25 protein-coding genes and 1 tRNA gene are annotated in these 24,248 nt (G+C 67.0%); 13 read left to right on the plus strand and 13 right to left on the minus strand.

Annotated features, from left to right (window positions below; translation table 11 throughout):
• Positions 1-43: 43 nt before the first annotated feature.
• Complete coding sequence (locus DQ353_RS13125) at positions 44-496, plus strand: hypothetical protein (RefSeq protein ID WP_113763190.1); 453 nt, start codon at positions 44-46, stop codon at positions 494-496.
• Here the strand turns inward: DQ353_RS13125 and DQ353_RS13130 are convergent.
• The gene (locus DQ353_RS13130; RefSeq protein WP_113763191.1) at positions 493-1,740 is read right to left on the minus strand and encodes a hypothetical protein; all 1,248 of its coding nucleotides are present in this window, start codon (positions 1,738-1,740) and stop codon (positions 493-495) included. The genes DQ353_RS13125 and DQ353_RS13130 overlap by 4 nt on opposite strands.
• Positions 1,737-2,261 carry an RNA polymerase sigma factor gene (locus tag DQ353_RS13135; RefSeq protein ID WP_181578388.1) on the minus strand — a complete coding sequence of 175 codons (525 nt, stop codon included), beginning with the start codon at positions 2,259-2,261 and terminating at the stop codon, positions 1,737-1,739. Before DQ353_RS13135 ends, DQ353_RS13130 begins: the two co-directional genes overlap by 4 nt.
• Before the next feature lie 127 nt (positions 2,262-2,388).
• On the opposite strand from DQ353_RS13135, the gene DQ353_RS13140 reads away from it, so the two are divergent.
• Entirely contained in the window at positions 2,389-3,243 is an 855-nt protein-coding gene (locus DQ353_RS13140) for an aldo/keto reductase (RefSeq protein ID WP_502696400.1), read from the plus strand.
• A gap of 103 nt (positions 3,244-3,346) precedes the next feature.
• Here DQ353_RS13140 and DQ353_RS13145 read toward each other — a convergent pair whose 3' ends face one another.
• The 6 genes from DQ353_RS13145 to tmk all read right to left on the minus strand — a co-directional run bounded on the left by DQ353_RS13145 (position 3,347) and on the right by tmk (position 8,100).
• The gene (locus DQ353_RS13145; RefSeq protein ID WP_113763193.1) at positions 3,347-3,916 is read right to left on the minus strand and encodes a GNAT family N-acetyltransferase; all 570 of its coding nucleotides are present in this window, start codon (positions 3,914-3,916) and stop codon (positions 3,347-3,349) included.
• A 9-nt stretch (positions 3,917-3,925) separates the two neighbouring features.
• Positions 3,926-4,429, minus strand: coding sequence for a MepB family protein (locus DQ353_RS13150; RefSeq protein WP_181578389.1), 504 nt, complete (start codon positions 4,427-4,429; stop codon positions 3,926-3,928).
• Positions 4,430-4,525: 96 nt separating this feature from the next.
• Positions 4,526-4,598: transfer RNA gene (locus DQ353_RS13155), tRNA-Thr, on the minus strand.
• Between the two features lie 82 nt (positions 4,599-4,680).
• Complete coding sequence (locus tag DQ353_RS13160) at positions 4,681-6,225, minus strand: alpha/beta hydrolase (RefSeq protein WP_113763195.1); 1,545 nt, start codon at positions 6,223-6,225, stop codon at positions 4,681-4,683.
• 64 nt (positions 6,226-6,289) lie between these two features.
• The gene (locus DQ353_RS13165; RefSeq protein ID WP_113763196.1) at positions 6,290-7,438 is read right to left on the minus strand and encodes a DNA polymerase III subunit delta'; all 1,149 of its coding nucleotides are present in this window, start codon (positions 7,436-7,438) and stop codon (positions 6,290-6,292) included.
• A gap of 2 nt (positions 7,439-7,440) precedes the next feature.
• Positions 7,441-8,100, minus strand: coding sequence for a dTMP kinase (gene tmk / locus DQ353_RS13170; protein ID WP_113763214.1), 660 nt, complete (start codon positions 8,098-8,100; stop codon positions 7,441-7,443).
• 121 nt (positions 8,101-8,221) lie between these two features.
• Here tmk and DQ353_RS13175 point away from each other — a divergent pair, with 121 nt between their 5' ends.
• Both DQ353_RS13175 and DQ353_RS13180 read left to right on the plus strand, forming a co-directional pair.
• Complete coding sequence (locus DQ353_RS13175) at positions 8,222-9,367, plus strand: trans-sulfuration enzyme family protein (RefSeq protein WP_113763197.1); 1,146 nt, start codon at positions 8,222-8,224, stop codon at positions 9,365-9,367.
• Positions 9,368-9,377: 10 nt separating this feature from the next.
• A complete protein-coding gene (locus tag DQ353_RS13180; protein WP_113763198.1) occupies positions 9,378-9,683 on the plus strand; it encodes a DUF2516 family protein in 306 nt (101 codons plus the stop codon).
• A gap of 104 nt (positions 9,684-9,787) precedes the next feature.
• Here the strand turns inward: DQ353_RS13180 and DQ353_RS13185 are convergent, their stop codons facing one another.
• The 3 genes from DQ353_RS13185 to DQ353_RS13195 all read right to left on the minus strand — a co-directional run bounded on the left by DQ353_RS13185 (position 9,788) and on the right by DQ353_RS13195 (position 12,818).
• Positions 9,788-11,428, minus strand: coding sequence for a DUF5671 domain-containing protein (locus DQ353_RS13185; RefSeq protein WP_286166807.1), 1,641 nt, complete (start codon positions 11,426-11,428; stop codon positions 9,788-9,790).
• Positions 11,425-11,892: an LpqB family beta-propeller domain-containing protein gene (locus DQ353_RS13190; protein WP_113763199.1), complete on the minus strand. Its 468-nt coding sequence runs from the start codon at positions 11,890-11,892 to the stop codon at positions 11,425-11,427. The genes DQ353_RS13185 and DQ353_RS13190 overlap by 4 nt, the downstream gene beginning before the upstream one ends.
• Positions 11,893-11,960: 68 nt before the next feature.
• Positions 11,961-12,818 (minus strand): class I SAM-dependent methyltransferase, encoded by an 858-nt coding sequence (locus DQ353_RS13195; RefSeq protein ID WP_113763200.1) that lies wholly within the window; start codon positions 12,816-12,818, stop codon positions 11,961-11,963.
• 86 nt (positions 12,819-12,904) lie between these two features.
• On the opposite strand from DQ353_RS13195, the gene DQ353_RS13200 reads away from it, so the two are divergent.
• Both DQ353_RS13200 and DQ353_RS13205 read left to right on the plus strand, forming a co-directional pair.
• Positions 12,905-13,648: a phosphoglyceromutase gene (locus tag DQ353_RS13200; protein WP_113763216.1), complete on the plus strand. Its 744-nt coding sequence runs from the start codon at positions 12,905-12,907 to the stop codon at positions 13,646-13,648.
• Positions 13,649-13,954: 306 nt separating this feature from the next.
• On the plus strand, positions 13,955-14,257 hold the full coding sequence (locus tag DQ353_RS13205; RefSeq protein ID WP_071214863.1) for a DUF4193 domain-containing protein: 303 nt from the start codon (positions 13,955-13,957) through the stop codon (positions 14,255-14,257).
• Between the two features lie 206 nt (positions 14,258-14,463).
• On the opposite strand, the gene phoU is transcribed toward DQ353_RS13205, so the two are convergent.
• Positions 14,464-15,123, minus strand: coding sequence for a phosphate signaling complex protein PhoU (phoU, locus tag DQ353_RS13210; protein ID WP_113763201.1), 660 nt, complete (start codon positions 15,121-15,123; stop codon positions 14,464-14,466).
• A 181-nt stretch (positions 15,124-15,304) separates the two neighbouring features.
• Between phoU and DQ353_RS13215 the strand changes: the two genes are divergently transcribed.
• Positions 15,305-16,522, plus strand: a complete 1,218-nt coding sequence (locus DQ353_RS13215; protein WP_286166808.1) for a sensor histidine kinase — start codon at positions 15,305-15,307, stop codon at positions 16,520-16,522.
• Complete coding sequence (locus DQ353_RS13220) at positions 16,519-17,199, plus strand: response regulator (protein ID WP_113763202.1); 681 nt, start codon at positions 16,519-16,521, stop codon at positions 17,197-17,199. Before DQ353_RS13215 ends, DQ353_RS13220 begins: the two co-directional genes overlap by 4 nt.
• Before the next feature lie 178 nt (positions 17,200-17,377).
• On the opposite strand, the gene DQ353_RS13225 is transcribed toward DQ353_RS13220, so the two are convergent.
• The gene (locus DQ353_RS13225; RefSeq protein ID WP_181578390.1) at positions 17,378-17,908 is read right to left on the minus strand and encodes a hypothetical protein; all 531 of its coding nucleotides are present in this window, start codon (positions 17,906-17,908) and stop codon (positions 17,378-17,380) included.
• 309 nt (positions 17,909-18,217) lie between these two features.
• On the opposite strand from DQ353_RS13225, the gene DQ353_RS13230 reads away from it, so the two are divergent.
• The 5 genes from DQ353_RS13230 to DQ353_RS13250 all read left to right on the plus strand — a co-directional run bounded on the left by DQ353_RS13230 (position 18,218) and on the right by DQ353_RS13250 (position 23,736).
• Entirely contained in the window at positions 18,218-18,700 is a 483-nt protein-coding gene (locus DQ353_RS13230) for a CarD family transcriptional regulator (protein ID WP_071214867.1), read from the plus strand.
• Between the two features lie 136 nt (positions 18,701-18,836).
• Entirely contained in the window at positions 18,837-20,111 is a 1,275-nt protein-coding gene (gene ispD / locus DQ353_RS13235) for a 2-C-methyl-D-erythritol 4-phosphate cytidylyltransferase (protein ID WP_286166809.1), read from the plus strand.
• A 53-nt stretch (positions 20,112-20,164) separates the two neighbouring features.
• The gene (cysS, locus tag DQ353_RS13240) at positions 20,165-21,634 is read left to right on the plus strand and encodes a cysteine--tRNA ligase (protein WP_113763204.1); all 1,470 of its coding nucleotides are present in this window, start codon (positions 20,165-20,167) and stop codon (positions 21,632-21,634) included.
• A gap of 105 nt (positions 21,635-21,739) precedes the next feature.
• Positions 21,740-22,738, plus strand: a complete 999-nt coding sequence (gene rlmB / locus DQ353_RS13245; protein ID WP_113763205.1) for a 23S rRNA (guanosine(2251)-2'-O)-methyltransferase RlmB — start codon at positions 21,740-21,742, stop codon at positions 22,736-22,738.
• Positions 22,739-22,980: 242 nt separating this feature from the next.
• Positions 22,981-23,736, plus strand: a complete 756-nt coding sequence (locus tag DQ353_RS13250; RefSeq protein WP_181578391.1) for a GlgB N-terminal domain-containing protein — start codon at positions 22,981-22,983, stop codon at positions 23,734-23,736.
• Positions 23,737-24,248 lie beyond the last annotated feature (512 nt).

The following is a 24,248-nucleotide window of genomic DNA, read 5'->3' on the forward strand; positions in this document are numbered from 1 at the left end:
CGAGGGAACCGGTCCAGCGGCACTAACGAAGGCACACATTCAGATGGGGTTGTTCTCCGCAGCGCGCAGCGCACGCCGCGACAACAAGGAGCTCGGCGACGGGGTCTGGCGCCGGGCCTACGACAGGTTCGGGCGCTCGCTTGACCGGGTGCACCAGATCCTCGAGGGCATCGAGGACGACGACCTGCACAATGCGCTGATCCTGATCGCCAACCACCTCGCCGACCTCCAGTCCCGGGTGCGCACGGTGTGCGTGGCCGCCCAGCTCCAATGCCCCAGCGACGGACAAAACATCCCCAACGAGCTCCATGAGGTGCACCGGCTGCTGTCCAAGGCCGCCAACGACCTGGCCACCACCGCGCAGGTCGCCGCCATGTCACGCCTGGACGGCGAGCGCTGGGGCTACGAGTCCGCGGGGTTGGAGAATGTCGCGATGCGCGCCGATCTGGTCGCCGACGGCATTGCCGCCGCCGAGGCCGAACTGGCCCGGCACTAGCCAGACAACCCCAGGGGCTGTTTGGCAACCGCCCGGAACAAGACGACCTCGCCGGAATATTCCCCGCAGGTTGCGTTCCTTGCGGTGGGGAAACCCGCGAAATCGGCCGTGGGCGTGTCCCCGGTGTCCAGGATGAACGTCGAATCGTCTCCCTCGCCGAGCCACCCGTCGCGCGGCATGAACCGCAACGGGTACCCGGCCACGGGGTCCTCCGGTCCGGCGAACTCGGCAATCGAGGCCGACGCGGTGGACCCCTCGGGGAACGACAGGATCTTGGCTCCCTGGCGCGTGGAGGCCGCAATGCAGGAACGGGCCTGCGCACCGGTGTGGGAATGGACGGCCGTGGCCTTGAAGCGTTCGGTGGTTCCCGACGGTTTGCCGGTGTGGGCGTACGCCATCTTGAAGGTCGCGAACCGGGTAAGCACCGCGCCGTTGTATTCGACGTCGGGGCGCTGCAGGTAGGTCCCGCCAAGCGTCTTCAGGCTCCTGGCCCCGCCCACGGAGCCGGCGGCGAGCCGCGCAGGATCCGAGACCATGACGCCGTAGGGCCCCGGCCCCGGGGTGACCAGGCCGGGCTTCGCATCGGTGCTGGCCACGACCACCAGGATCCCCTCCCGTGCCTCCTCGCCCGGTGCAGCGGCGTCGGAGGAGTCCAGCGCGATCGGCAGCCACGGATCGGTGGCCTGGAACAACGAGTCGCCCTGGCCCGAGACGGCGAAGGGCTGCAGCAGCCAGCCGGTGCTGCGCGCCGCGGGCGCGTCCGATGGCAACGCCGGTCTCAGCCACCCGGTGATGCGCACGCCGCCGGCTTCCGAGAACGCAGCCAGCCGCGCGTTGTCGTCCGGGTTGAAGTAGGTTTCCGACGGTGCGGGTGTCGGTGCCACTGCCGGGGGAGCAGCGGGCTGCGGGGCATTGCCCCATGGGCCAAGCACCCCGACCCCGGCAACAATCGCCCCGGCCGCGGCAACCGCGAGGATGGCCGCTGCCCGCCGATGGTTCCTCGTCCGGGGGTGCCGGCCGGTTTCCTGTGCCATTGCGGCACCTCTCGCGGTGCCCGGTGCCACGGGGGAGGGGCGTTGGGAAAACACCGGCACATGGTCGCCGTCCGGGATGGCGGCCGTGTGGGCGCGGCTGCGGGCCGGGGCCCCCTCATGTTCGGCGCCGCAGGGGTCGGAGCCACGCAGCAGCGCCGCCAGGGACGGATCGAGCTCGTCGTTGGCCGTCGGGGTTGGAAGGGCGTTCATGGCCGTGCCGCCTTTCCCAGCGGAGCGTGCCGGGTGGATTCCGCTGGGAGGGCCGCCGCAAAGGACTTGCGTGCCCGGTGCAGGCGCACCCGGATGGCCCCGGGGCTCGCGCCGAGGATGACGGCGATCTCCTCGGAGGTGAAGGAATCCCAATAGGTGGGCAGCAGCAGCTCGCGCTCGGTTTCCTTCAGTGCCGCCAGGCCCAGGGCCACCAACGGGTTCTGCACCGCGTGGCGTTGGTGTGCCAGCGACAGTGCCGTGCGCAGCTTCGTGGCCTTCGCCGAGGAGCGGTAGGCATTGCGCAACAGGTTCCGCGCAATGGCCACCACATAGGGCACCTGCAACGCCGCGCCGTCGAGCACCCTCTCCCAGACGATCACGAACACCTCACCGGTCAGGTCCTCGGCCAGATGCGCCGGAATGATCCGCCGTGCCAGGTACCTGTACACGGTGTCGTGGCAGGCAGCATGCACGGCGGCGAAACGTTCCTCGGCGCTCGGCGCCGGCCGCGGCAGTGTCACCATTCCCTCCACACTGCACCTATGTCCGCAGGTGCGCGGACTGTTACACGCATGGTGGAAATTGCCGGTTTCGCCCACCGCTGATCGCCGGGGGCCGGTGCCCTGCAACATAATGCGCGGTGGCAGGATGGGGGACATGACGAACCTTGTATCCCCAGATCTCACATTCCACGACGGCAACTCCATCCCGCAGCTCGGCTACGGGGTGTGGAAGGTCGAGGACGACGTCGCAACCGACGTGGTCGTCCAGGCCTTCGACGCCGGGTACCGCCACATCGACACCGCGCGCATCTACGGCAACGAGGAGGGCGTGGGTCGTGCCATCGCCGCCACCGACGTGCCGCGCGAGGACATGTTCATCACCACCAAGGTCTGGAACGCGGACCAGGGCTACGACCAGACGCTGGCGGCCTTCGATGCGTCCATGGAGCGCCTGGGCCTGGAATACCTCGACCTGTACCTGATCCACTGGCTCCAGCCCAAGCAGGGCAAGTACGTGGACACATGGAAGGCCCTGATCGAGCTTCAGAAGTCCGGCCGCGTGAAGTCCATCGGCGTCTGCAACTTCACCGTCGAGGCGCTCGCCGAGCTCGAGGAAGCCACCGGTGTGCTGCCGGTGATCAACCAGGTCGAGACCCACCCGTACTTCCCGCAGACCGAGCTGCGCGAGTTCGAGGCCTCCAAGGGCATCCTGCACCAGTCATGGTCCCCGCTGGGCCAGGGCAACGAACTTCTGGCCGATCCGGCACTGCTGGCCATCGCCGAGAAGCACAACGCCACCGTCGCGCAGGTCGTCATTGCCTGGCACCTGGCGCTGGGCAACGTGGTGATCCCGAAGTCGGTGACCGCCTCGCGCATCGTGGAGAACCACGCCGGCCTGGGCGTGACGCTGGACGGAACGGACCTTGCCGCGATCAACGCGTTGGACAAGGGTGCCGCCGGACGCATTGCCGCCGACCCGGCAGTCAGCGACTTCGCCTGATCCCTGCCGCGGGCCCCTGAGGGCCCAAGCACGTTCAACGACCGGTGGCCGTGGAGTTCCCCACGGAATTCCACGGCCACCGGTCGTTGCTGCAGCCCAGGGATCAGTCCAGGATGGTCCAGGGGCCTGGAACGCGGTCGTCGCCGGCGAGCAGTCCCGCTGCCCAATCGTCACGCAATTGGCCGCGCAGCGCGGCACCCAGGCGCGCGGTGCCCTCGAACCGGAAACCCAGTTTCTGGGCGACCCGGGCCGAACCGAGGTTCCCCGCATACGCGTTCCAGCCGACCCGGGCCAGGCCGAGCCCCCCGGGCACGGGTGCGAAAGCGAAATCCAGCACGGCATTGCAGGCCTCGGTCAGCAATCCCCGACCACGGAAATCCGGCGCCATCCAGTAGCCCAGGTCGGCGGAGCCGTTGGCGATCCGGTAGAGGCCCACGACCCCGGCCAGGGCTCCGGCCGAACGAATCGTCCAGGTGTGCTCGGTGCCCTCGGCCCACGTCGCCTCGGTGTGCGAGGTGACGTACTCCAGGGCGTGTTCCCGCAAGTAGGGCACCGGAATCGGCACCCAGTCCTGGATCTCGGGATCCTGGCAGGCAGCAAAAACCGCTTCGGCATCATCGGGTGCGGGGGGAACAAGTTCCAGGTTCGCGGTGGCCAGCGAGAGTTTTTCCATGGAAGAAGACTAGCCGTTCACGATGGTGAAGAAGGCGCGTTGCCAGGCCCACGTCGCGCTCGCGCTCTTGTTCAACCCGGTGTCCCACGGGGTGTAGAGCCGGAACCCGCGTTTTCCGGGCAGGTCGCCGGTGGCCAGGATGCCGCGGTCGGCCAGGTCGGCGGCCGAGAAGGTGAAATACCCGTATCCGGCGGGCACGGAGGCCGCAATGACGAAGTTCCCGACGTCGTCGGCGAGCGAATACGGCCGCGTCGCCCCGTTCTCGTCGCGTGTCCACAGGGGTGCGAAGAGGCCCGCCTTCGTGGGAGTCACCTTGGCCGAACGGAAAACCGTCCGGGTGCCGACCCCGTCGGTTCCCGCCATCACGAAGCTGCAGCCGGCGTAGGCGCGTGCCTCCGGGTTCGGATCGGGCGCGTAGGCAGAGATCCGGCCGGCCGCCGGGGAGACGCCGGCTTCAAGGAACCGCGAAAGTTCGGGAACGTATTCCTCGGGATCGAAGGTCTCGGGTGGCATGCGGGATCTTCCGGGGCTGCGGGCGTCGTCAACGCGGTGGTCGTTAACGTTCGGGGGCCCGCCACCTGGTGGTGACGGGCCCCCGAACGGAAAACGAGCCTCCTGCCAGAATCGAACTGGCGACCTTCTCATTACGAGTGAGACGCTCTACCAACTGAGCTAAGGAGGCACCGTGGCGCGCAAGCACCACAAGTGAACACTTTATAGGAGTGTATCGGCAGCGGTCAAAACGGACCGGCGCCGATCCTGGCTCAGCAGCGCAATCCGTCGGCCGGAACCGTGCCGTCAAGGAAATAGGATTCCACGGCGTCGGAGATGCAGCCGTTGGACCGGCCGTAGGCGGTGTGCCCGTGGCCCTCGAAGGTGACAAGCGAAGCGGACTCGAGCTGCTCGGCCAACGACTGGCTCCAGGCGTACGGGGTGGCAGGATCCCCGGTGGTGCCGATGACCACGATGGGGGCCGCGCCCGTGGCTGTCAGCTCGCCGGGCTTGCCGGTGGCCGGGTACTTCCAGTCCTGGCAGCCGACCGGGCCGTAGGCCAGGTACTTGCCGATGGTGGGGGCGGCCTCCACCAGGGCCTTGGCCTCGGCGCGCATGGCCGGGATGTCGGCGTCCATGGGGTAGTCAAGGCAATTGATGGCGGTGAAGGCGGCGGTGCCGTTGCCGGTGTAGCTGCCATCCGATTCGCGCCCGGCGCTCAGGTCGGCGAAGTACAAGACGTCATCGACGTGCCCGGCAATCGCGTTGCGCAGCCCCTCGGTGAGCGTGGGCCAGGAGGAATTGTCGTAGAGCGGGATGATGAACCCGTTGACGAAGTCGATGATCGGAACCCGGCGCCCGTCGCTGGAGACCATCGGTTCTGCCTCGACGGCGTCGAAGAGGTCCCGCAGCTGGCCCAGGGCGTCCTCGAGCTCGCCGGTGAACGGGCAGTCCCCGGAATCCAGGCAGTCCTGCATGTAGGCGCGGATCTCATGCTCGAACCCGACGGCCTGGCCCATGGTGATTTCGTCGTTGTCCAGCGTGGGGTCCAGGGCCCCGTCCAGCACCAGGCGCCCCACGTTCTGCGGGAAGAGCTGGGCGTAGTGCGCACCCAGCGAGGTGCCGTAGGAATAGCCCAGGTAGTTCAGCTGCTTGTCCCCGAGGGCCGCACGCATCACGTCCATGTCGCGGGCCGCCGAGATCGTGTCCACGAAGCCCAGGGCCTTCCCCGTGCGCTCGGCGCAGAGCGTGGCATACCCGGCGCTGGCCTTGCGCATGGCTGCCAGGCCCTCATCGGTGTTGGAGCCGAACTGCTCCGCGCGGCTGGCGTCCTGTTCCTCGGGGTTCTCGCATTTCACCGGCGTGGAGGTGCCGACCCCGCGCGGGTCGAAGCCGATGACGTCGAAGCCGCGCTGCAGCTTCTGCCCGAACATCGCCGGGACAGCGTCGCGGACGATCTCGAGCCCGGAGGCGCCGGGACCGCCGGGGTTCACCAGCAGCGAGCCTGCAGCGTTCTTGGAACCGGGGCGCTTGTTCAGCGCCAGGGTCATGGTGTCCCCGCCCGGGTTCGCGTAGTCCATGGGAACGCTCAGCTCGGTGCATTGCAGCACCCCGCCGCAGGACTTCCAGTCCAGTTCCTGTGCGTAGAACTTCTCCAGGCCGGCCGGAACCGCGTCCACCGGTGCACCGGAGGAAGGCTGGGCTGCCGAAGCGGGGGCCGGGGCCGGTGCCTCGACGGTGGCCGTGGAGCAGGCGCCCAGCAGCAGCGCCACCGACCCCAGGACGGCAATCACGGACAGGCGGCGGGGTGCTCTCATGCGGGCTTCGGGCTCCTTGGTGGCGGATCTGGGATCGCGGGGGCGGGAAAGGTGGGTCATGTCGCTACTTGGTTGGGCGCAACGTGACCATCATGGCCTCGATGGCCAGCAACGGGGCCACGTTGGCGCCGATGCGCACCCTGGCTTCGGCAATGGCATCGATCTTCGCCACCGTGGCCTCGGGCCGCGACGCGTTGGCGTAGGCATGCAGGTTGTCGCCCAGGTACTCGTTGACCAGCTCGGTGCCGCTGCGCAGCTGCAGCAGCAGCACGTCGCGGAAGAACGTGGTCAGGTCGATCAGCGAACGATCCAGCGCATCGTGGGTGGAGCGCCGGGCGCGGCGCTTGGCGTTTTCCTCCAGGGCCTTGAACTGGCTGCGTTGCTGGGCCGGGATGGGCGAATCGGCATCCATGCCCAGGGCGGTGCGCAGCGCGGCGGCTTCCGTTTCGGCGCGTTCGGTGGACGAGGCGGTGGCTTCGGCGGTGGACAGTTCCACCAGCTCGGCCGCGGCCATGACCGCGTCGGAGACCGAGCGGATGCGCAACGGCATCCGCACGGTCCGGTCCCGGCGGCGACGTGCCTCCTCGTCGCGGGCCAGCCGGCGGGCAATGCCGATGTGCGACTGGGACACCCGGGCGGCGAAGTCGGCCTGTTCGGCGGTGAGCCCGTCGCGGCGCACCAGCAGCTCGGCGACGGCCTGGCGCGTGGGCACCGCCAGCGAGACCGAGCGGCAGCGCGAGCGGATGGTCACCAGCACGTCGGCGGGGGAAGGCGCACAGAGGATCCAGATGGTGTGCGGGGGCGGCTCCTCGATGGACTTGAGCAGCACGTTCGTGGTGCGCTCGGTCATCCGGTCGGCGTCTTCCACGATGATCACCCGCCAGGGGGCGGTGGAGGGCCGGTCCTGGGCCTTGGTGATCAGTGTCCGGACGTCCTCGATCTGGTAGTTGACCTTCTCGGTGGCGATCAGCGCGACATCCGGGTGGGTCCCGGCCAGCACCGTCACGCAGGCCTTGCATTGCCCGCAGCCGCGCTGCGCCGGATCGGGCAGCTGGCATTGCAGGGCCGCGGCGAAGGCGCGGGCAGCATTCGAGCGCCCGGAGCCCGGGGGACCGGTGAACAGCCATGCGTGCGCCGGGGTGCCCTCGAGCACCGCGCGGCGCAGTGCGGTGATGGCCTTGTCCTGCCCCGGCAAATCGTCCCAGACCTCCATGGCTAGGCTTCTTTCCCTTCCGGCAGGCCCAGCACCGCAGCGGAAACGGCGGCGGCCAGGGACGGGACATCGGCGGCGGCATCCAGCACCAGATAGCGTTCCGGTTCGCGGGCGGCGAAGCGCACGAAGGCGTCGCGGATGCGGGAGTGGAACTCGTCGGGCTCGGATTCCAGGCGGTCCTCGGCCACCGGGGCCCCGTCGGCACCCGTGGTGCGCCGGGACCGCCCGTCGGCTGGTGCCACATCCAGCAGCACCGTCAAGTCCGGGACCAGCCCGCCGGTGGCAAAGTCGTTGATGGAGCGAACCGCGTCCTCGCCCAGGGCGCGTCCGATGCCCTGGTAGGCCAGGGAGGAGTCGACGTACCTGTCGCAGACGACCATGGTGCCGGCCGCCAGGGCCGGGCGGATGACCTGCTCGACGTGGGCGGCGCGGGCCGCGGCATACATCAGCGCCTCGGTGCGTGCATCGACGGTGCCCTGTCCGTGGTCAAGGACCAGGGAGCGCAGCTTCTCGCCGATCTGCGTGCCGCCGGGCTCGCGCGTGTGCAGCACCGTGTGGCCGGCCGCGCGCAGGGCATCGGCCAGCAGGGAGGCCTGGGTGGACTTTCCGGCACCGTCGCCGCCCTCGAAGACGATGAAGCGGCCGGCGATCTTGGGGTTCAGCTGCGTGTCACTCACGGCCACTAGCCTATCCGCCCCGGGCACCGGGTTCCCCATCGGCGAACCCGCACGGCGTGCGTCACCAAGCCGTGGATCGACACGGGCAGGGAGTAACCTGAAAAACATGACTCGCCCCGCTTCTGCTCCGTGGGCCCCGGACACCGTCGTGGTGGCCGCCGGGCGCCCGCCGCACGCCGTTGACCAGCCCGTTAACCCGCCCATCGTGCTTTCCTCGACCTTCCACTCCCTGGGGTCGCCGGGAGCCGGGGAGAAGGTCTACGGGCGCTTCACCAACCCGACCTGGGATCCGTTGGAGGAAACGATCGCCACCCTCGAGGGGTGCGAGCTTCCGGCCCTGGCCTACGCCTCTGGCATGGCAGCGGTGGCCGCGGCGCTCTCCCTGCTGCCGGCCGGCGGCACCATCGTGATCCCGGCCCACGCCTACAACGGCTCGCTTTCCCTGGTCACCGAGCTGCAGGGGACCCTGGGGCTTGAGGTGCGCCACGTGGATCTGGCCGACACCGAGGCAGCGGTCGCCGCCTTCGCCGGGGCCGACATGGCCTGGCTGGAATCGCCGACCAACCCGATGCTCGAGGTCGCGGACCTGCCGGTGCTGCTGGCCGCCGCCCGCGCCGCCGGCGTGCTGACCGTGGTGGACAACACCTTCTCCACCCCGCTGCGCCAGCGCCCGCTGGCCCAAGGGGCCGATGTGGTGGTGCACTCGGCCACCAAGTACATGGGAGGGCACTCGGACGTGGTCCTGGGTGCCGTGGTGACCGGGAATCCGGAGCTGCGCACCCGCCTGCACACCATGCGGACCCTGCACGGGGCGATCCCCGGGCCCTTCGAGGCCTGGCTGACGCTGCGCGGCATCCGCACCATGGCCCTGCGCCTGGACCGGGCCGAAGCCAACGCGATGGAACTGGCCGTGCGCCTGTCCTCCCACCCGGCGGTGTCCAGGGTGCGCTATCCGGGGCTGCCGACCGATCCCGGGCACCAGCGTGCCGCGGCGCAGCTTGACGGGTTCGGGGCGATCCTGTGCCTCGAGGTCGAAGGCGGCGCGGCAGCGGCCGACGCCATGCTCGCTCGCCTGGAATTGTGGACCCCGGCAACCTCGCTGGGCGGGGTCGAGTCGCTGGCCGAGCGGCGCCGGCGCCACCAGGGGGAACCGGACACGGTCCCGGAGAACCTGGTGCGGCTGAGTGTGGGAATCGAAAACATCGAGGACTTGCACGCAGACCTGAGCGCGGCGCTGGGCGTTGGCGGCTAAGCTGAATCCCATGGTCTATGCGCACTTGTTTGAGTACTATCTCCTGTTCGCCCTTGGCATCGTTGCCGCGGTGCTGGCCCTGTTGGCGCTTGTCGACGCGGTGCGGCATCCGGCGGCCAACTACCAGCGCGAGAACAAGCGCACCAAGTCGTTCTGGATGGGCATGACCGCCGCCGCGACCCTGGTCTGCGTGCTCTCGGTGCTTTCCGGCGGCGGCGGCGGAATCTTCCAGCTCATCGGCGCCTGCATCGCCTGCGTGTACCTGGCGGACGTCAAGCCGGCGGTGTCCGGCAAGGGCGGCTACTACAACTACTGAGCATCCGGCGGGTTCCGCAGCCGCCGCACCGGTACCTCGAACGCGGCCGGCACGCCCCTCGCGGGAGCGTGCCGGCCGCGTTTCCTGGTTTCCGGCGCTCGCGGCTAGTGCGGCGTGTCCGCCTCCAGCTCGATGGCCTCGACCCGGTCCCCGGGCCCGGCCAGCAGCAGCACGCGCCCGGCCGACAGGCCTTCCAGTGCCGGAAGCACCGCCTCGAGGGCCGTGGTGCCGCCGTCGGCACGCGGCAGCACCGTGACCACGCCACCGGTGTGCGCCGCGATGGCCGCGGCCAGTTCCCGGGCGTTGGATCCGGCGACCAGCAGCACCTCCCCGATGGCCGGTGCCGTCCGCCTGGCGGACGGCACCGGGGCCGCGGCGCGGTCGTGCCGCCAGAGCGCGAAGTGGTACCCGGCCACCAGCCCGGTGGCCACCAGCAGGCCCAGCGGTGCGCGGACGCGTTCGAGCAGGCCGGCGTCGCCGGCGTCCCCCAGCATGTACTCGAAGAGCCGGAAGCCGATCACCAGCAGCGTGACCAGGGCAACCACGGCGCTGATCCCGAAGACCAACACCAGGTAGATGCGCCGGCCGTGCGGTTCCGCCGGACGGGTCGGACGCCAGAAGAACCACCACAGCGGCCCGCCGATGGCCAGCGAGCTCAGGCCCGCCAGCAGCAGCGTCGTGGCGTCGGTGCCGCCCAGCCGCGTGGTGCCCGTGGCCAGGGCGGCGTTGATGATGATCCCGTTCCCCGAGGCGGCGGCTGCCAGGGCGATTCCAGAGATCGCCAGCTGCGCCGCAGCCGGAACCGGCTCGGGCCGGGCCCGAGCGATCCGGGCGTGATACAGCCAGGACAGCGTGCCAAGCAGCGCGGCGGCCAGCGCCTCGGGCACCGGTTCCACGATCGCCGGCACCGGGTCGGTGCGATCAAAGCCAAGGCGCAGCAGCACGTAGAGCAGCACGCCGGCTCCGCCCAGGGCCAGGAGCGCGGACCCGGCAACGCCGATCGCCACCAGCCCCACCCCGGCAAGCCTGGTGTGCAACTTGCGGGCGCCCTCGCGGACCCAGTGCCACCACCAGATCAGGACGCCTCCGGTGGCCCATACCAGCAGGCCGAGCCCGGGTCGCCACCACGGAACCCCGATGGCCGCCAGTTCCCCGTCGGCCCCCAACGCATGCTCGAAGAGCACCGCCAGCGCGTTGGTGCCGGCGCCCAGCCCGATCACCAGGCCCAGGACGGTGCCCAGCACCAGCGGGAGGGTCGCCAACGCCTCCGGGCCCCGGCTGCGGTGGCCCAGGATCCACCGGTGCCACACCCAGACCCCTGCCCAAGGGAGCGCCTTGGCCAGGGAGGACTTCCAGAAAACGGTGTCCCCGCCGGCCAGGGAGGCCAGGGCGCCGATGCCGAAGCTGGTCGCCGTCACCAGGGAGGTGACGTACATGGCCGAGACGTAGATGCCCCACGCGGTGGCGCGGCGTTCGGCCGGATCCGCCAGCAAGCGCCAGGAGGCCCAGAACACCACGGCACCCAGCGGCCCGCCAACCAGGGTCAGCGCCAGCCAAAGCGCCAGCGACGAGGAATCATTGAACGCGATGGTCTCGGCCGCAGTGAACAACCTGCCCAGCAGCCCGCCCACGCCGGAGGCAGCCAGGGACACGAGGGCGAACAGGAGCACGAAGAGGATGATGCGGCGCAGCGTGCCCAGCGCCGGGGCGCTCGGGCGGCCGGCTGCCGCGGAGGGGGCGCTCATGGCTCGATATCCGTGTCATGGCAGGTGAGCAACGGCCACGGGGCACTGGAAATCAGCCACTTCCCATCCACGAGGGACAGGCCGAAGGATTCCTCGCTGGCGTATTCGGGGCTGGAGAAGGGACCGTCCACGTTGGTATAGGAAATGGAAACCGCAACATCGGCGGTGGTCTCGCGCTGTGTCGTGGAGATGAGCGCAACGCGGATATTCCGCTCCGGGGCGATGGATTCGAACCCCTTGCACCGGGTGTCCGCCCCGGGCTCGAGGAAGCGTTCGGCGCCGGCCTCGTCCCCGGCGACGAAGGCGGTGACATAGCCCTGCACGACCCCGGCGGGGCTGGAGGCATCCAGCGGTTTCGGTGTTCCGCGGGTAAGCACGACGACAACGGAGACGAGCACGAGTGCGGCTATCACGCACAGCAGCACCAGAAGTGTCTTCCCGGGCCGCCCAACACCTTTGACCATGGCTCAAGTATGGGGCCAAGGACGATGTTTTGCACACCCCTCTCGGGGAGCGTGAAATCCGGGGCTGGCTAGTTGAGTTCTGCCAAGGCCAGGGCGCCGGTGCGCGGGGCCACTGCCTCCCACTTCACGGTCAGCTCGCCCAGCCGCCAGCGCGCGGCCGAGTCGCAGATCGGCCAGCCATTCTCGCGCAGGGCCCGGCACATGGCCACGAAGCGCTGTTTGTTGCCGAAGGAGGCCAGCGGTGCGGCGGAAAGCCATGCGGCATCGGCCGCGGCGAGGAATTCGTGGATGCGTTCGCCGTCGATGTTGCGGTGGATCAGCGCCTTGGGAAGACGCTCGGCGACATCGGAGGGGCGGGTGAAGGCACCGAAGCGCAGGGAGATGCTCAGGGTCTGCGGACCGTTTTTCGTCACGGCGACCCAGGAGCTGCGTCGGCCGATCTCATCGCACGTGCCCTCGATGAGCACGCCGTTCTCGGTCAGCCGCCCGGCCATGGTTTCCCAGATGCCGGCCACGTCCGCCTCGTCGTATTGCCGCAGCACGTTGAAGGCGCGGATCACGGTGGCCTGGGAATCGATGGGGATCTCGAACCCGCCCAGGCGGAAGTCCAGGCCATCCAGGTGCAGGGCGGTGCCGCGGGCGACGCGTTCGGGTTCGATCTCGATGCCCACCACTTGGGCCAACGGGGACACGGAGCGCACACGGTCGAAGAATTCGACGGCGGTGGCGGGAGACGCTCCGTAGCCAAGGTCAACCGCAATGGGCGGGGCCCCGGTGGTTCCGGGGCGCAGGCGCCAGGCCTGGGGGCCTGTCATCCAGCGGTCCACGCGGCGCATGCGGTTGGGATTGGTCGTCCCACGGGTCGTATTGCCCAGCGGGCGACCGGTCAGCGACCGTCCGCCGAGCCGAGTCGCTTTCTGAACCATTGGCTTAAGCGTAAAGTGCCCGGCACCCCGACCCGCGCGTGTCACGGAATAAAGTAAGGCACTTCACGCGTCCTAGAATGGGTTTCATGACTTACACCCTGATCCTGCTGCGCCACGGGCAAAGCGAGTGGAACGAAAAGAACCTGTTCACCGGTTGGTACGACGTCACGCTCACCGAGCAGGGCCGTGCCGAGGCAACCCGCGGCGGAAAGCTGCTCACCGAAGCCGGCCTGGCCCCGGCCGTGCTGCACACCTCGCTGCTCAAGCGCGCCATCATCACCGCCAACCTGGCCCTGGAGTCCGCGGACCTGTCCTGGATCCCGGTCAAGCGCAGCTGGCGCCTGAATGAACGCCACTACGGCGCGCTGCAGGGCAAGGACAAGGCTGCAACCCTGGCCGAGTACGGCGAGGAGCAGTTCATGGAATGGCGCCGCAGCTACGACACCCCGCCGCCGCCATTGGCCGACGATTCGGAATTCAGCCAGATCAACGATCCGCGCTACGCCAACCTCGGGGACGATGCCCCGCGCACCGAATGCCTCAAGGACGTGCTGGTGCGGATGCTTCCGTACTGGGAGGACGAGATCAAACCGGACCTGGCGGCGCACAAGACCGTTTTGGTCACCGCGCACGGCAATTCGCTGCGCGCCCTGGTCAAGCACCTTGACGGCATCAGCGACGAGGACATCGCATCGCTGAACATCCCCACCGGCATCCCGCTGGTCTACGAGTTGAACGAGGACTTCACCCCGGTCACCCGCGGCGGACAATACCTGGATGCGGACGCCGCGGCGGACGCCATCAAGGCCGTGGCCAACCAGGGCCGCTAAGCCAAGCACGCTTCCCCCCGAGAGGGGGATTTTCGGGGCCGTGCCCCCTGCCCTCTCCGGGCAGGGGGCACGGCCCCGATCCGTTGGCCGGAAGGCGCCTTTTTGGCGGTTTGCGGGGGCGGCAGGCAACCTCGCCCACTGTGTCCGGCGCCATGCGGATGCGGCGGACCGAGACGACCTGAATGTGCGTCTGATCACAAAATGTGCGCGACGGGCTTAAAAAGAAGAATTGGCACTTGCGCACACGGCTTCATGCTGTACTGTGTCGTCTCGACGTACCCCTGAATCACGTAAGGATTGCATTTCGTGGCAACTGATTATGACGAGGTCCGGCCAGACGTAGCCGAGGCCCGTAAGGCCTCCCTTGAAGCGGTCAAGTCCGCAAACGCTCCCGACGCACGCAGCGTGTCCCGAGACCTGGATGAGGAAGACACCTCCGACGGTGTCGAGCTGGCGGGTGCCGACCTGTCAAACGAGGAACTGACGGTCACCGTCGTTCCGCAGAAGGAAGACGAGTTCCTTTGTGGCTCGTGCTTCCTGATCCGCCACCGCACGCTGCTGGCGCGCGAGGCAAATGGCGTGGCATACTGCCGCGACTGCGAAGGCTAAATAAGCCAACGCCCACCAAGCTCTGCCGCTGCACTTTTCCGCGCAACGGCGCCCGCCCACCGACGACCAACTGTCTTCGGTGCCAAGGGTGCCCGCGTGCGGGATGGATGTGGCGGTTTGGCGTTTAATCGCGCATCCCGCACCACGCAAAACGCGCCGGCCCGGCCCCGTGGGGCCGGTCCCGGCGCGTTTTCGCGTCATGAAGCCTAGAAACCGGTGATGTCCGGATCCCATTCCCCGGTGACCAGGTAGGAGACCTTGCGTGCCACCGAGACGCCGTGGTCGCCGAAGCGCTCCAGGTAGCGGCTGGTCAAGGTGACATCGGCGGTCATCGGCCCGGAGTGGTTCCACTCCGGGGCGGCGACGGCCTTGAAAATCGAAACATGCAATTCGTCGATCTTGGTGTTCAGTTCGATGATTTCCCTGGCCACGGCCAAATCGCGGCTGTCCAGCAATTCGCCGACCTTCTTCGCGATCGCGATGTCCAGCTCGGCCATGGCCTTGAAGGTGGGGGCGATGGAATCGGGGACCACCTGCTGCGGGAAACGCAGGCGTGCCAGCTGGGCCACGTGGCGGCCCAAATCGCCCATGCGCTCCAGCGAGGCGCTCATGCGCAGGGACCCGACGATCATGCGCAGGTCCGAGGCCACCGGGCCCTGGAGTGCCAATACGTCGATGGCCCGCTCGTCGAGCTGGGTCTGCAGGAAGTCGATCTTCGCGTCCTCGGCAATGACTTCCTGGGCCAATTCGATATCCGCATTGGCAAACGACTCATAGGCCCGCTCCATGGCCGTGGCCACCAAACGCGACATCTCAATGAGCTCTTCTCCGATTTGCTGCAGATCGGCCTGGAAAACCTTACGCACGCGGGCGTCCTTTCACTACGGTGGGGCACCGCGTCCGGCACGGACGACGGAACTGTTCATGTCCATTGTTACAGCACCGGGTGAACCATCCGGGGGAACAAGGTGAACGTTTGGTGAATGAGTCGCCGATGCCCCCGCTTTGACACGGGTCGGGCTTCGAACCCCGGCTAGGCTAGGAAGCGTGAATGATGTCTTGCTATCGGTGGTTGCGGGCCTCGTCGGGTTGGCCTTGGGCATTGTGGGCATCATGGCGTACCGCGGCTCGATGCTCTCCCGCGGCGGATTGCCCGTGGTCGGCGAACCAACGCTGCCCGAAGGTTCCGCCGAAGTGCTCTCGGTCATTGGTCGCGCCTTCGTGATCCTCGATGAGGTCGACGGGGTGGTGCGCGCCAACCCGGCCTCCTATGCCTACGGTCTGGTGCGCGGGCACACGCTGATCCACGAGGAACTGCGCACCCTGGCCCGCAAGGTCCGCGCCGACGGCGTGATCGCAGAGCGCGAGTTCGAGCTGCAGCGCGGCACCATGGGTGCCACCAGCATGTTCGTGCACGTGCGGGTCGCCCCGCTGGGCGAGGAATACATCCTGCTGCTGGCCGATGACCGCACCGAGATCACCCGCACCGCCGCGGTGCGCAACGACTTCGTCGCCAATGTGTCCCACGAGCTGAAGACCCCCGTCGGGGCGATCTCGCTGCTGGCCGAGGCCATCGACGGCGCGGCCGACGACGAGGTCGCCGTGCGCCGTTTCACCGCCCGGCTCTACAAGGAATCGGCCCGGCTGGCCGCGTTGGTCCAGGACATCATCGAGCTCTCCCGCCTGCAGGGCACCGACGTGGTGCTGGCCGGCGAATCCATCGACCTCAACGAGGTGCTTGCCGAGGCGGTGGACCGCAACAAGCTCCCGGCCGAGGAAAAGCGCATCAAGATCTCCGTGGGCGGCACCGTTGACCACGCGGTCTTCGGGGACCGCGACCTGCTGATGACCGCCCTGCGCAACCTCATCGACAACGCGATCCGCTATTCCCCGGAAGACACCACCGTGGGTGTGGGGCTGCGGGAGCGCGACGGATTGATCCAGATCTCCGTCACCGATCAGGGCCCGGGCATCGCCCCGGACGAGCAGGAACGGATCTTTGAACGTTTTTACCGCATCGACGCGGCACGCTCCAGACACACCGGGGGCACCGGGCTGGGCCTGAGCATCGTCAAGCACGTGGTGGCCAACCACGGCGGAGAAATCACCTTGTGGTCGCAGCCCGGACAGGGCTCGACCTTCACGGTGCGCCTGCCAATGCTCGAGGAATCCAGCGAACAAGACAAATCGCTTCCCTCGCGGAACGATCACACACAACACGGTGCGCGCCCTTCGGGCGCGCTGCCGGAAGGAGGACGGGGATGACCCGTATTTTGCTGGTTGAGGACGAGGAGTCGCTCTCCGACCCGTTGACGTACCTGCTGGAGAAGGAGGGCTTCGAGGTCCGCGTGGCCGACAACGGCCTGGATGCCGTCACCGAGTTCGAGCGCCACGGCGCCGACCTTGTGCTGCTTGACCTGATGCTTCCGGGCCAGCCCGGGACCGAGGTGTTCCGCCAGATCCGCACCACCTCCCAGGTGCCGGTGATCATGCTGACCGCCAAGGACTCGGAAATCGACAAGGTGGTCGGCCTGGAGCTGGGTGCCGACGACTACGTCACCAAGCCCTACTCCTCCCGGGAACTGGTGGCCCGCATCCGTGCGGTGCTGCGGCGCCAAGGCGAGGGCGACGAGCTGGTATCCAACATCGTGGCCGCGGGCCCGGTGCGCATGGACGTGGAACGCCACGTCGTCTCGGTGGGCAGTTCGGAGGTTCCGATGCCGTTGAAGGAATTCGAGCTGTTGGAAATGCTGCTGCGCAACGCCGGCCGGGTGCTGACCCGAGGGCAACTGATCGACCGGGTCTGGGGGTCGGACTACGTGGGGGACACCAAGACCCTGGATGTGCACGTGAAGCGCCTGCGGACAAAGATCGAGCCGGAGCCGGCTGCCCCGGTGCACCTGGTCACGGTGCGCGGACTGGGCTACAAGTTCGAGGCCTAATCGACCTGCGCGACGGCACCCTGCTTGGCATTGCCAAGCAGGGTGCCCTCGCGCGCCCTGCCCGGGCGGCCCGGGCCAACGACGCTTAACGCCAAAAGCGATGGGCCCGGAGGAATCCTCCGGGCCCATCGCTTTTGAAGCGTGAAGCTTCCCGTCGGCGCCGTGGCGCCCGCGCCGCCTAGTGTTCGGCAGGCTTCGGGGACGGGGTCAAGTGGTTGAGAACGCTCGGGTCAAATCCGCCCGGAACGTACTGGCGGTATTCCTCAAGGGTGCCGTCGATTACCGGGACACCGACCTCATCGGAGTTGGATCCAACAGTCAGCGTTGCCTTGGCGTGGGCCCCGGGGGCCACTCCGGTGGAAGGCAGGAGCTTTTCGTTCTCCTTCTTTTCCAGCTGGACGACGCTCTTGGCAGGGACCGCAATGGTGACCGAGCCGGTCGACAGCTTCAGTTCCAGTGACTGGGCGGCGTCGGTGTCGTTGACCAGGGAGCCGAGTACGCGGGCCTCGTCGGTGGCGCTCTTGGTGATGAGCATCAGGTTGCGGACGTCAAGATCGCCGACGTTGAGCACGATTCCATCGGATGCGGCGTACTGGAAGGTCGTCGCTTGTTCGTTGATGGCGCCACAGCTGGTAACACCAAGGGTCAACATGGCAAGTGCGGCTGCTGCAACGACGCGGCGTCCACGGTTCTTCTGTGCGGTCATCACGGCACAAACTCCTCAATCAGGTTCGAGTTCGGGTGAGCTCGTGGGCACACGGGTTGCACCCGAGGGAGCCACTCTCGTCCCCTAGCCTAATGGGTTTTGTCCCGAATGTATGATTCGGCCCCCGGCGTAAGTGTCATCAATGTGCTGATCAAGGCACTGAAACGACCCGAAATGACCGCTTGACATAGCACTAGATCGGTCGCTTGGGAAGGGCCAAAACCGCGCCATTGCTAGGGAGTAGGGCAGGACCCCGAATCGTTTTGACCAATTATCGTGATAAACTGGTTAACGGGAAAGGGGTTTATCCACATGGTTTTTGAGGTTGGCGAGACAGTTGTCTACCCGCACCACGGTGCAGCAATGATCGAAGAGATCAAGATGCGCACCATCAAGGGCGAAGAGAAGATGTATCTCAAGCTTAAGGTTGCCCAGGGTGATTTGACCATCGAGGTTCCGGCAGAAAATGTCGATCTCGTTGGTGTGCGCGACGTAGTTGGGCAGGAGGGCTTGGACCACGTATTCGAGGTATTGCGTGCCGAGTTCACAGAAGAGCCTACCAACTGGTCACGCCGTTACAAGGCGAACCTGGAGAAGCTTGCTTCCGGCGACGTGATCAAGGTGGCAGAGGTCGTTCGTGACCTGTGGCGCCGTGACAACGACCGCGGTCTTTCCGCAGGCGAAAAGCGCATGCTTGCAAAGGCACGCCAGATCCTGATCAGCGAACTTGCGCTGGCCAAGAAGCTCGACGAAGAAAAGGCAGAAACCGTCCTCGACGAGGTCTTGGCTTCGTAGCAGCTTCCAAGCACAAATTGATTTGAACCCCGGTGGGGATCCGGACTTCCGCAAGGAGTCCCGGATCCCCACCGGCATTTAACCCCACAGGCCGGCCATCGCCGAGCGGGAAACGAACACCGCTAGGCTTGGGTGCGTGAATTCCCCCATTTCCCTGAGCCAGCCAGAGATCCAACAAACGGCGATCATTGTCGTCGCAGCCGGCTCCGGAACCCGGCTGGGCTTCGGAATCCCCAAGGCCCTGGTTCCATTGGCCGGGCGGTCGCTGCTTGAGCACGCGCTGGACCGCATCCAGCTGGCAGGCTGCGCAGCCCACGTCATTGTCGTGCTGCCCCGCGGTGATAAGGAACTGGCGGCCCGCGCCGCCGACCATCCGCTGAAACCACGCTGCGTCGATGGAGGCGCAACGCGCAACGACTCGGTTCGTGCCGGGCTGGCGGCCATGGATGCTGGAACCGCACGGGTCCTGATCCACGATGCGGCCCGCGCCCTGACCCCGCCGGAGGTCTTCCGCCAGGTGGCCGCGGCGCTGGTTGCCGGGGCCCGCGCGGTGATTCCGGTGCTGCCGGTGGTGGACACCATCAAGCAGGTCGCCACCGACCCGGGCCACGGGCAGCCGCACATCACCGGCACCCCGGCCCGCGAAACGCTGCGCGCGGTCCAAACCCCGCAGGGCTTCCACGCCCCCACGCTGCTGGCCGCGCACCGGCGCGCCGCCGGCTGGGACCGGGCCCAAGCCGAGGCGATCACCGATGACGCGATGCTCATGGAGATGCTGGGCGAGCGCGTGGACACCGTTCCGGGCGCGGCCGCGGCACTGAAGATCACCACCAAACCGGACCTCGTCCTGGCCGAATCCATGCTGCCGCGCCATCCAGAGAAGGAATCCCCGATGACCGAGCCCACCGGCGACCCGGCCCCGCTGTTGATCCCGCGCACCGGAATCGGGATCGACGTGCATGCCGTAGCCGATCCGTCCGAGTCCCGGCCCATGTGGTTGGCCGGGCTGCATTTCCCCGGGGACCAGGGCCTGTCCGGGCACTCCGACGGGGATGCCGTGGCCCATGCCGCCTGCGACGCACTCTTCTCCGCGGCCGGGATCGGGGACCTGGGCACGCACTTCGGCACCGACCGGCCCGAATACGCCGGGGCCCCGGGCGCCACGCTGCTGGCCGAGGCCGCCCGCCTGGTGCGCGAGGCCGGATTTGAGATCGGCAACGTGGCCGTCCAGTTTGTGGGCCGCCGACCCAAGTTCGCCGCCCGCCGGCTGGAGGCCGACGCCGTGCTGAGCAAGGCGGCCGGCGCCCCCGTCACCGTCACCGCCACAACCTCGGACGGACTGGGCTACGAAGGGACGGGCGAGGGCCTGACCGCCTACGCCACCGCACTGGTGTACTCGGTCCGCCCCTGATTCCCCTCACGACCTCGCACCGGGCGTTTGACCGCCTCGGATAACCTGTACTGGTGAGCATCCGTTTTTACGACACCAAGCAGGCAGCGACCCGGGACTTCGTTCCCCTGATCGAAGGCAGGGTCGGGCTGTACTATTGCGGCGCGACAGTCCAGGGCATGCCGCACGTGGGTCACGTGCGCAGCGCCATCGCCTTTGACATCCTCACGCGCTGGCTGGAAAACCGCGGCTTCGAGGTCACAGTGGTCCGCAATGTCACCGACATCGACGACAAGATCCTTGAAAAGTCCGCGGCCTCCTTCTCCGAGGACTTCGAGGGTGACGAGGACTACTTCGCCAACGAAGCCTGGTTCGCCCTGGCCTACCGCTTCGAGCAGGAATTCGCCTCCGCGTACGACACCCTGGGTGTGCGCCGGCCGACCTATGAGCCGCGCGCCACCGGCCACATCACCGAGATGCACCAGCTGATTGCCACGCTGATCGAGCGCGGCCACGCCTACCCGGCGCTTGACGACTCCGGCGACGTGTACTTCGACGTGCGCTCCTTCCCCGCCTACGGCTCGCTGACGCACCAGAACGTCGACGACATGCAGGGCGCCCCGGACGCCGATCCACGCGGCAAGCGCGACCCTCGCGACTTCGCCCTGTGGAAGGGCCACAAGCCCACGGACCCGGAAACCGCCTCCTGGCCAAGCCCCTGGGGCGCAGGCCGCCCGGGCTGGCACCTGGAATGCTCCGCCATGGTCACCAAGTACCTGGGCACCGCCTTCGACATCCACGGCGGCGGCCTGGACCTGCGCTTCCCACACCACGAAAACGAGATGGCCCAGTCGATGGCGGCGGGCCACGACTTCGCGAACTTCTGGATGCACAACGGCATGGTCACCTACCAGGGCGAGAAGATGTCCAAGTCGATCGGCAACACCATCTCCCCGGCGCAGATGCTGGAACTGGCCACCCCGCGCGTGGTCCGATATTTCCTGGGCCAGGCGCACTACCGCTCGCAGCTGGACTACCGCCCCGACTCGCTGGCCGAGGCCACGGCCGCGGTCGAGCGCATCGACACTTTCGTCGCCAATGCGCTTTTGCGCATCCACAATGTCGGACCGAACGACGACTTCTCCATCGACATGCACCACTTCGAGGTCACCGAGGCGTTCGCCAACGCCATGAACGACGACTTGAACGTGCCCCAGGCGCTGGCAGCCCTGCACGAGACCGTGCGCCGCGGCAACACCGCGCTGGCCGCTGGCGAGATGGATACCGCGGATGAAGCAATGCAGCAGGTCATGGCCATGACCTACGCGCTGGGACTGGATGACACCATCGAGGCCGGCGGCGGTGCAGACTCGGCCCTGAGCTCGGCCCTGGGCGTGTTGGTTGCCGCGCAATTGGCCGACCGGGCCGCCGCCCGCGAAGCCAAGGACTGGGCACGTTCGGATGCCATCCGGGACACCCTGGCAGCGGCGGGAATCGTGGTCGAGGATTCCGCCGACGGTGCCCGCTGGAGCCTGAAAGCGTAAGTTGCCCCACAAAGGGCAAGGAATCGACGTTCTTTGTCGCTAAAATGGGCGGGGCGGTGTGTGAAATCGCCGTGCCGTCCGCCCCGATCCTAGGAATACACCATCATGTCTGCTGCACAGAAGCGTTCCGGCGCCATACGCAAGAGCAAGAAGGGCCCCTCCGTCGGAACTGGCGGATATGGCCGCAAGGCACTCGAAGGCAAGGGCCCCACGCCCAAGGCCGAGGACCGCCCCTACCACAAGGCCTACAAGAACAAGGAGCTCGCCGAGCGCTCCGCCGCCAAGCGCGGCCCGGCCAAGGGCCCTGCGCCCCGCGGACGCAGCACCGGGGGACGTTCGAAGAACAGCGAAGAGCTGGTCACCGGGCGCAACTCCGTCGTCGAGGCACTTCGCGCCGGCATTCCGACCAAGGCCCTGTACATCGCCATCCGTATCGACGTGGACGAGCGTGTCCGCGAAGTCTTGAAGATCGCTGCCGAGCGCAGCATCCCGGTGATGGAAACCGGCAAGCCGGAATTGGACCGGATGACCGACGAGGCCATTCACCAGGGCTTGGTTCTTCAGGTTCCGCCGTACAACTACGCCGATGCGCTGGAAACCGTCAACGCCACCATCTCCAAGTTCAAGAAGGGCCATATCAAGAACGCCCCGCTGTTCATCGCCTTGGACGGGATCACCGATCCACGAAACCTCGGTGCCATCATTCGTTCGGCCTCGGCTTTCAACGCCCACGCGGTAATTGTTCCCGAGCGTCGCTCGGTGGGCATGACCGCTTCGGCGTGGAAGACCAGCGCCGGTGCCGCGGTGCGTGTCCCGGTTACCCGCGCTCCGAACCTGACCTCCACTCTCAAGGGCATCAAGGAAGCCGGCGTGTTTGTCATCGGACTTGATGGCGAAGGCGACGTTTCGCTTCCGGATCTTGGCTTGGCCACCGATCCCCTGTGCATCGTTGTGGGTTCCGAGGGCAAGGGCCTCTCCCGCCTGGTGCGCGAGAACTGCGACTTGATCGTCTCGATCCCGATCAACTCCAACATGGAGTCGTTGAACGCATCGATGGCAGTTGGCATCACCCTCTACGAGGTTTCGCGCAAGCGCAGCAAGTAGGGCAACACCGTGCACCGGGCACTGCCCGGAAGGCGCTAGGCTTTCATGAAAGTGGTTCGACGTTTCTGGCAAGGATTCGTCGGACCACTTTCTTCGTTAACGCGGGTCCCGGTGCCCCGGGGCGGCCCGGCGGGCTATTCCCAAGCCCGGCGATTCTCGATAGCGTGAGACACAAGGGAACCCCGGGCTCCGGAATGCAGCCGGGGGAACATCTCGTCGCAGCGAAGGGATGGAGAAACACCATGGGTCCAACGCAGCCAGACGCCGATGACTATGCACCGCAACGGCTTGAGGAATCCTTGGGTGCACCATTGCATGTGCGGCCCGAGGTCTTGGAAGCGGTTGAACGCGGCGAAGACAAATCCCCGCATGCGGTCCTCGGCCCGCACCTGAACCGCTTGGGTCACGTGAGCGTCAGGACCCTGCAACGCGATGCCCTGGCCATCAACATCCTCACCAAAAGCGAGACCGTTCCGATGGCACGCGAACACGGGGACATCTGGATGGGCCTGCTTGAAGCCAAGGAGATCGGGCGGGTGCCCGATTACCGGATCCAACGCATTGAGCCCGACGGGGTACGTGTGGTCGACGATCCGTACCGGCACACACCGCGCCTTGGCGAGATGGAGCTGCATCGAATCAGGACCGGGGGAGTACAGGTGCAGGAGCTCCTGCTTGGTGCGCACCCCCAGCACTACTCTTCACCCATGGGGGAGGTGGAAGGCACCGGTTTCGTGGTCAAGCAGGACGACGCCGTGGCCGTACGGGTGTGCGGCGACTTCAATATCTGGAACGGTTCCTCCCACGCCATGCGCAAGCTTGGAAACAGCGGGATCTGGGAGATCTTCATCCCCGGTGTGGCCATCGGGGCCAAATACCGTTTCGAGTACCTGGAGCCCACAGGTACATGGGTCGAGTACGCCGACCCGGTTGGCCATTATTCGACCGAGGATCCGGACACCATCTGTGTGGTCCAACCCGAGGGATTCGAAGCCTAGAAATGCGGATTTTTTCAATGCAATGAAACCCCGCCCTTGACCGGTAAATACTGTGGGCCAGTTCACAGAAATCCAATTTGGCAATTTTCGTTGGTTTTGGACCGTTATATGACCGAGATTCCCCGTGATTCTGCGGTTTGCGCGCTTCGGAGGGTGGAGGAAGCCCGCGTTTGGACATTCGGGCGGGTTGCGCGTAGAGTTGTTTCTCGCACCGAGCCCCGCAGCCTAGCCCGAAAGGGAGAGCCGCGGAAGGCGGATGCAAAGAATTCCAAATGAATTTCGGAAGTCGATTTGACTCCGGGTTTGAATGGGACTAAGCTTGAAAAGTTGCTCCAGAGCGAAGCGCCGGCAGGAAACATCAGCCCGGGTCGTGGAAGTTGGAAGCGTCTGTTGTTTGAGAACTCAATAGTGTGCCAAATTTGTTGATACCAATTTATTTATTTTATTGGTGAATGGTTTCAGGGTCCGCACCCCCGTGTGGATTCCTGGGGCAATTTGCCGGGATTTTTTTA

It is taken from the genome of Arthrobacter sp. AQ5-05 (assembly GCF_003287975.1).
In the GTDB taxonomy this organism is placed as follows: Bacteria; Actinomycetota; Actinomycetes; order Actinomycetales; family Micrococcaceae; genus Paeniglutamicibacter.

Coding starts and splice junctions, on each gene's coding strand:
- DQ353_RS13125 (WP_113763190.1), top strand. CDS start 44: ATGGGGTTGTTCTCCGCAGCGCGCAGCGCACGCCGCGACAACAAGGAG.
- DQ353_RS13130 (WP_113763191.1), bottom strand. CDS start 1,740: ATGAACGCCCTTCCAACCCCGACGGCCAACGACGAGCTCGATCCGTCC.
- DQ353_RS13140 (WP_502696400.1), top strand. CDS start 2,389: ATGGGGGACATGACGAACCTTGTATCCCCAGATCTCACATTCCACGAC.
- DQ353_RS13145 (WP_113763193.1), bottom strand. CDS start 3,916: ATGGAAAAACTCTCGCTGGCCACCGCGAACCTGGAACTTGTTCCCCCC.
- DQ353_RS13150 (WP_181578389.1), bottom strand. CDS start 4,429: ATGCCACCCGAGACCTTCGATCCCGAGGAATACGTTCCCGAACTTTCG.
- DQ353_RS13160 (WP_113763195.1), bottom strand. CDS start 6,225: ATGAGAGCACCCCGCCGCCTGTCCGTGATTGCCGTCCTGGGGTCGGTG.
- DQ353_RS13165 (WP_113763196.1), bottom strand. CDS start 7,438: ATGGAGGTCTGGGACGATTTGCCGGGGCAGGACAAGGCCATCACCGCA.
- DQ353_RS13175 (WP_113763197.1), top strand. CDS start 8,222: ATGACTCGCCCCGCTTCTGCTCCGTGGGCCCCGGACACCGTCGTGGTG.
- DQ353_RS13180 (WP_113763198.1), top strand. CDS start 9,378: ATGGTCTATGCGCACTTGTTTGAGTACTATCTCCTGTTCGCCCTTGGC.
- DQ353_RS13185 (WP_286166807.1), bottom strand. CDS start 11,428: ATGAGCGCCCCCTCCGCGGCAGCCGGCCGCCCGAGCGCCCCGGCGCTG.
- DQ353_RS13190 (WP_113763199.1), bottom strand. CDS start 11,892: ATGGTCAAAGGTGTTGGGCGGCCCGGGAAGACACTTCTGGTGCTGCTG.
- DQ353_RS13195 (WP_113763200.1), bottom strand. CDS start 12,818: ATGGTTCAGAAAGCGACTCGGCTCGGCGGACGGTCGCTGACCGGTCGC.
- DQ353_RS13200 (WP_113763216.1), top strand. CDS start 12,905: ATGACTTACACCCTGATCCTGCTGCGCCACGGGCAAAGCGAGTGGAAC.
- DQ353_RS13220 (WP_113763202.1), top strand. CDS start 16,519: ATGACCCGTATTTTGCTGGTTGAGGACGAGGAGTCGCTCTCCGACCCG.
- DQ353_RS13230 (WP_071214867.1), top strand. CDS start 18,218: ATGGTTTTTGAGGTTGGCGAGACAGTTGTCTACCCGCACCACGGTGCA.
- rlmB (WP_113763205.1), top strand. CDS start 21,740: ATGTCTGCTGCACAGAAGCGTTCCGGCGCCATACGCAAGAGCAAGAAG.
- DQ353_RS13250 (WP_181578391.1), top strand. CDS start 22,981: ATGGGTCCAACGCAGCCAGACGCCGATGACTATGCACCGCAACGGCTT.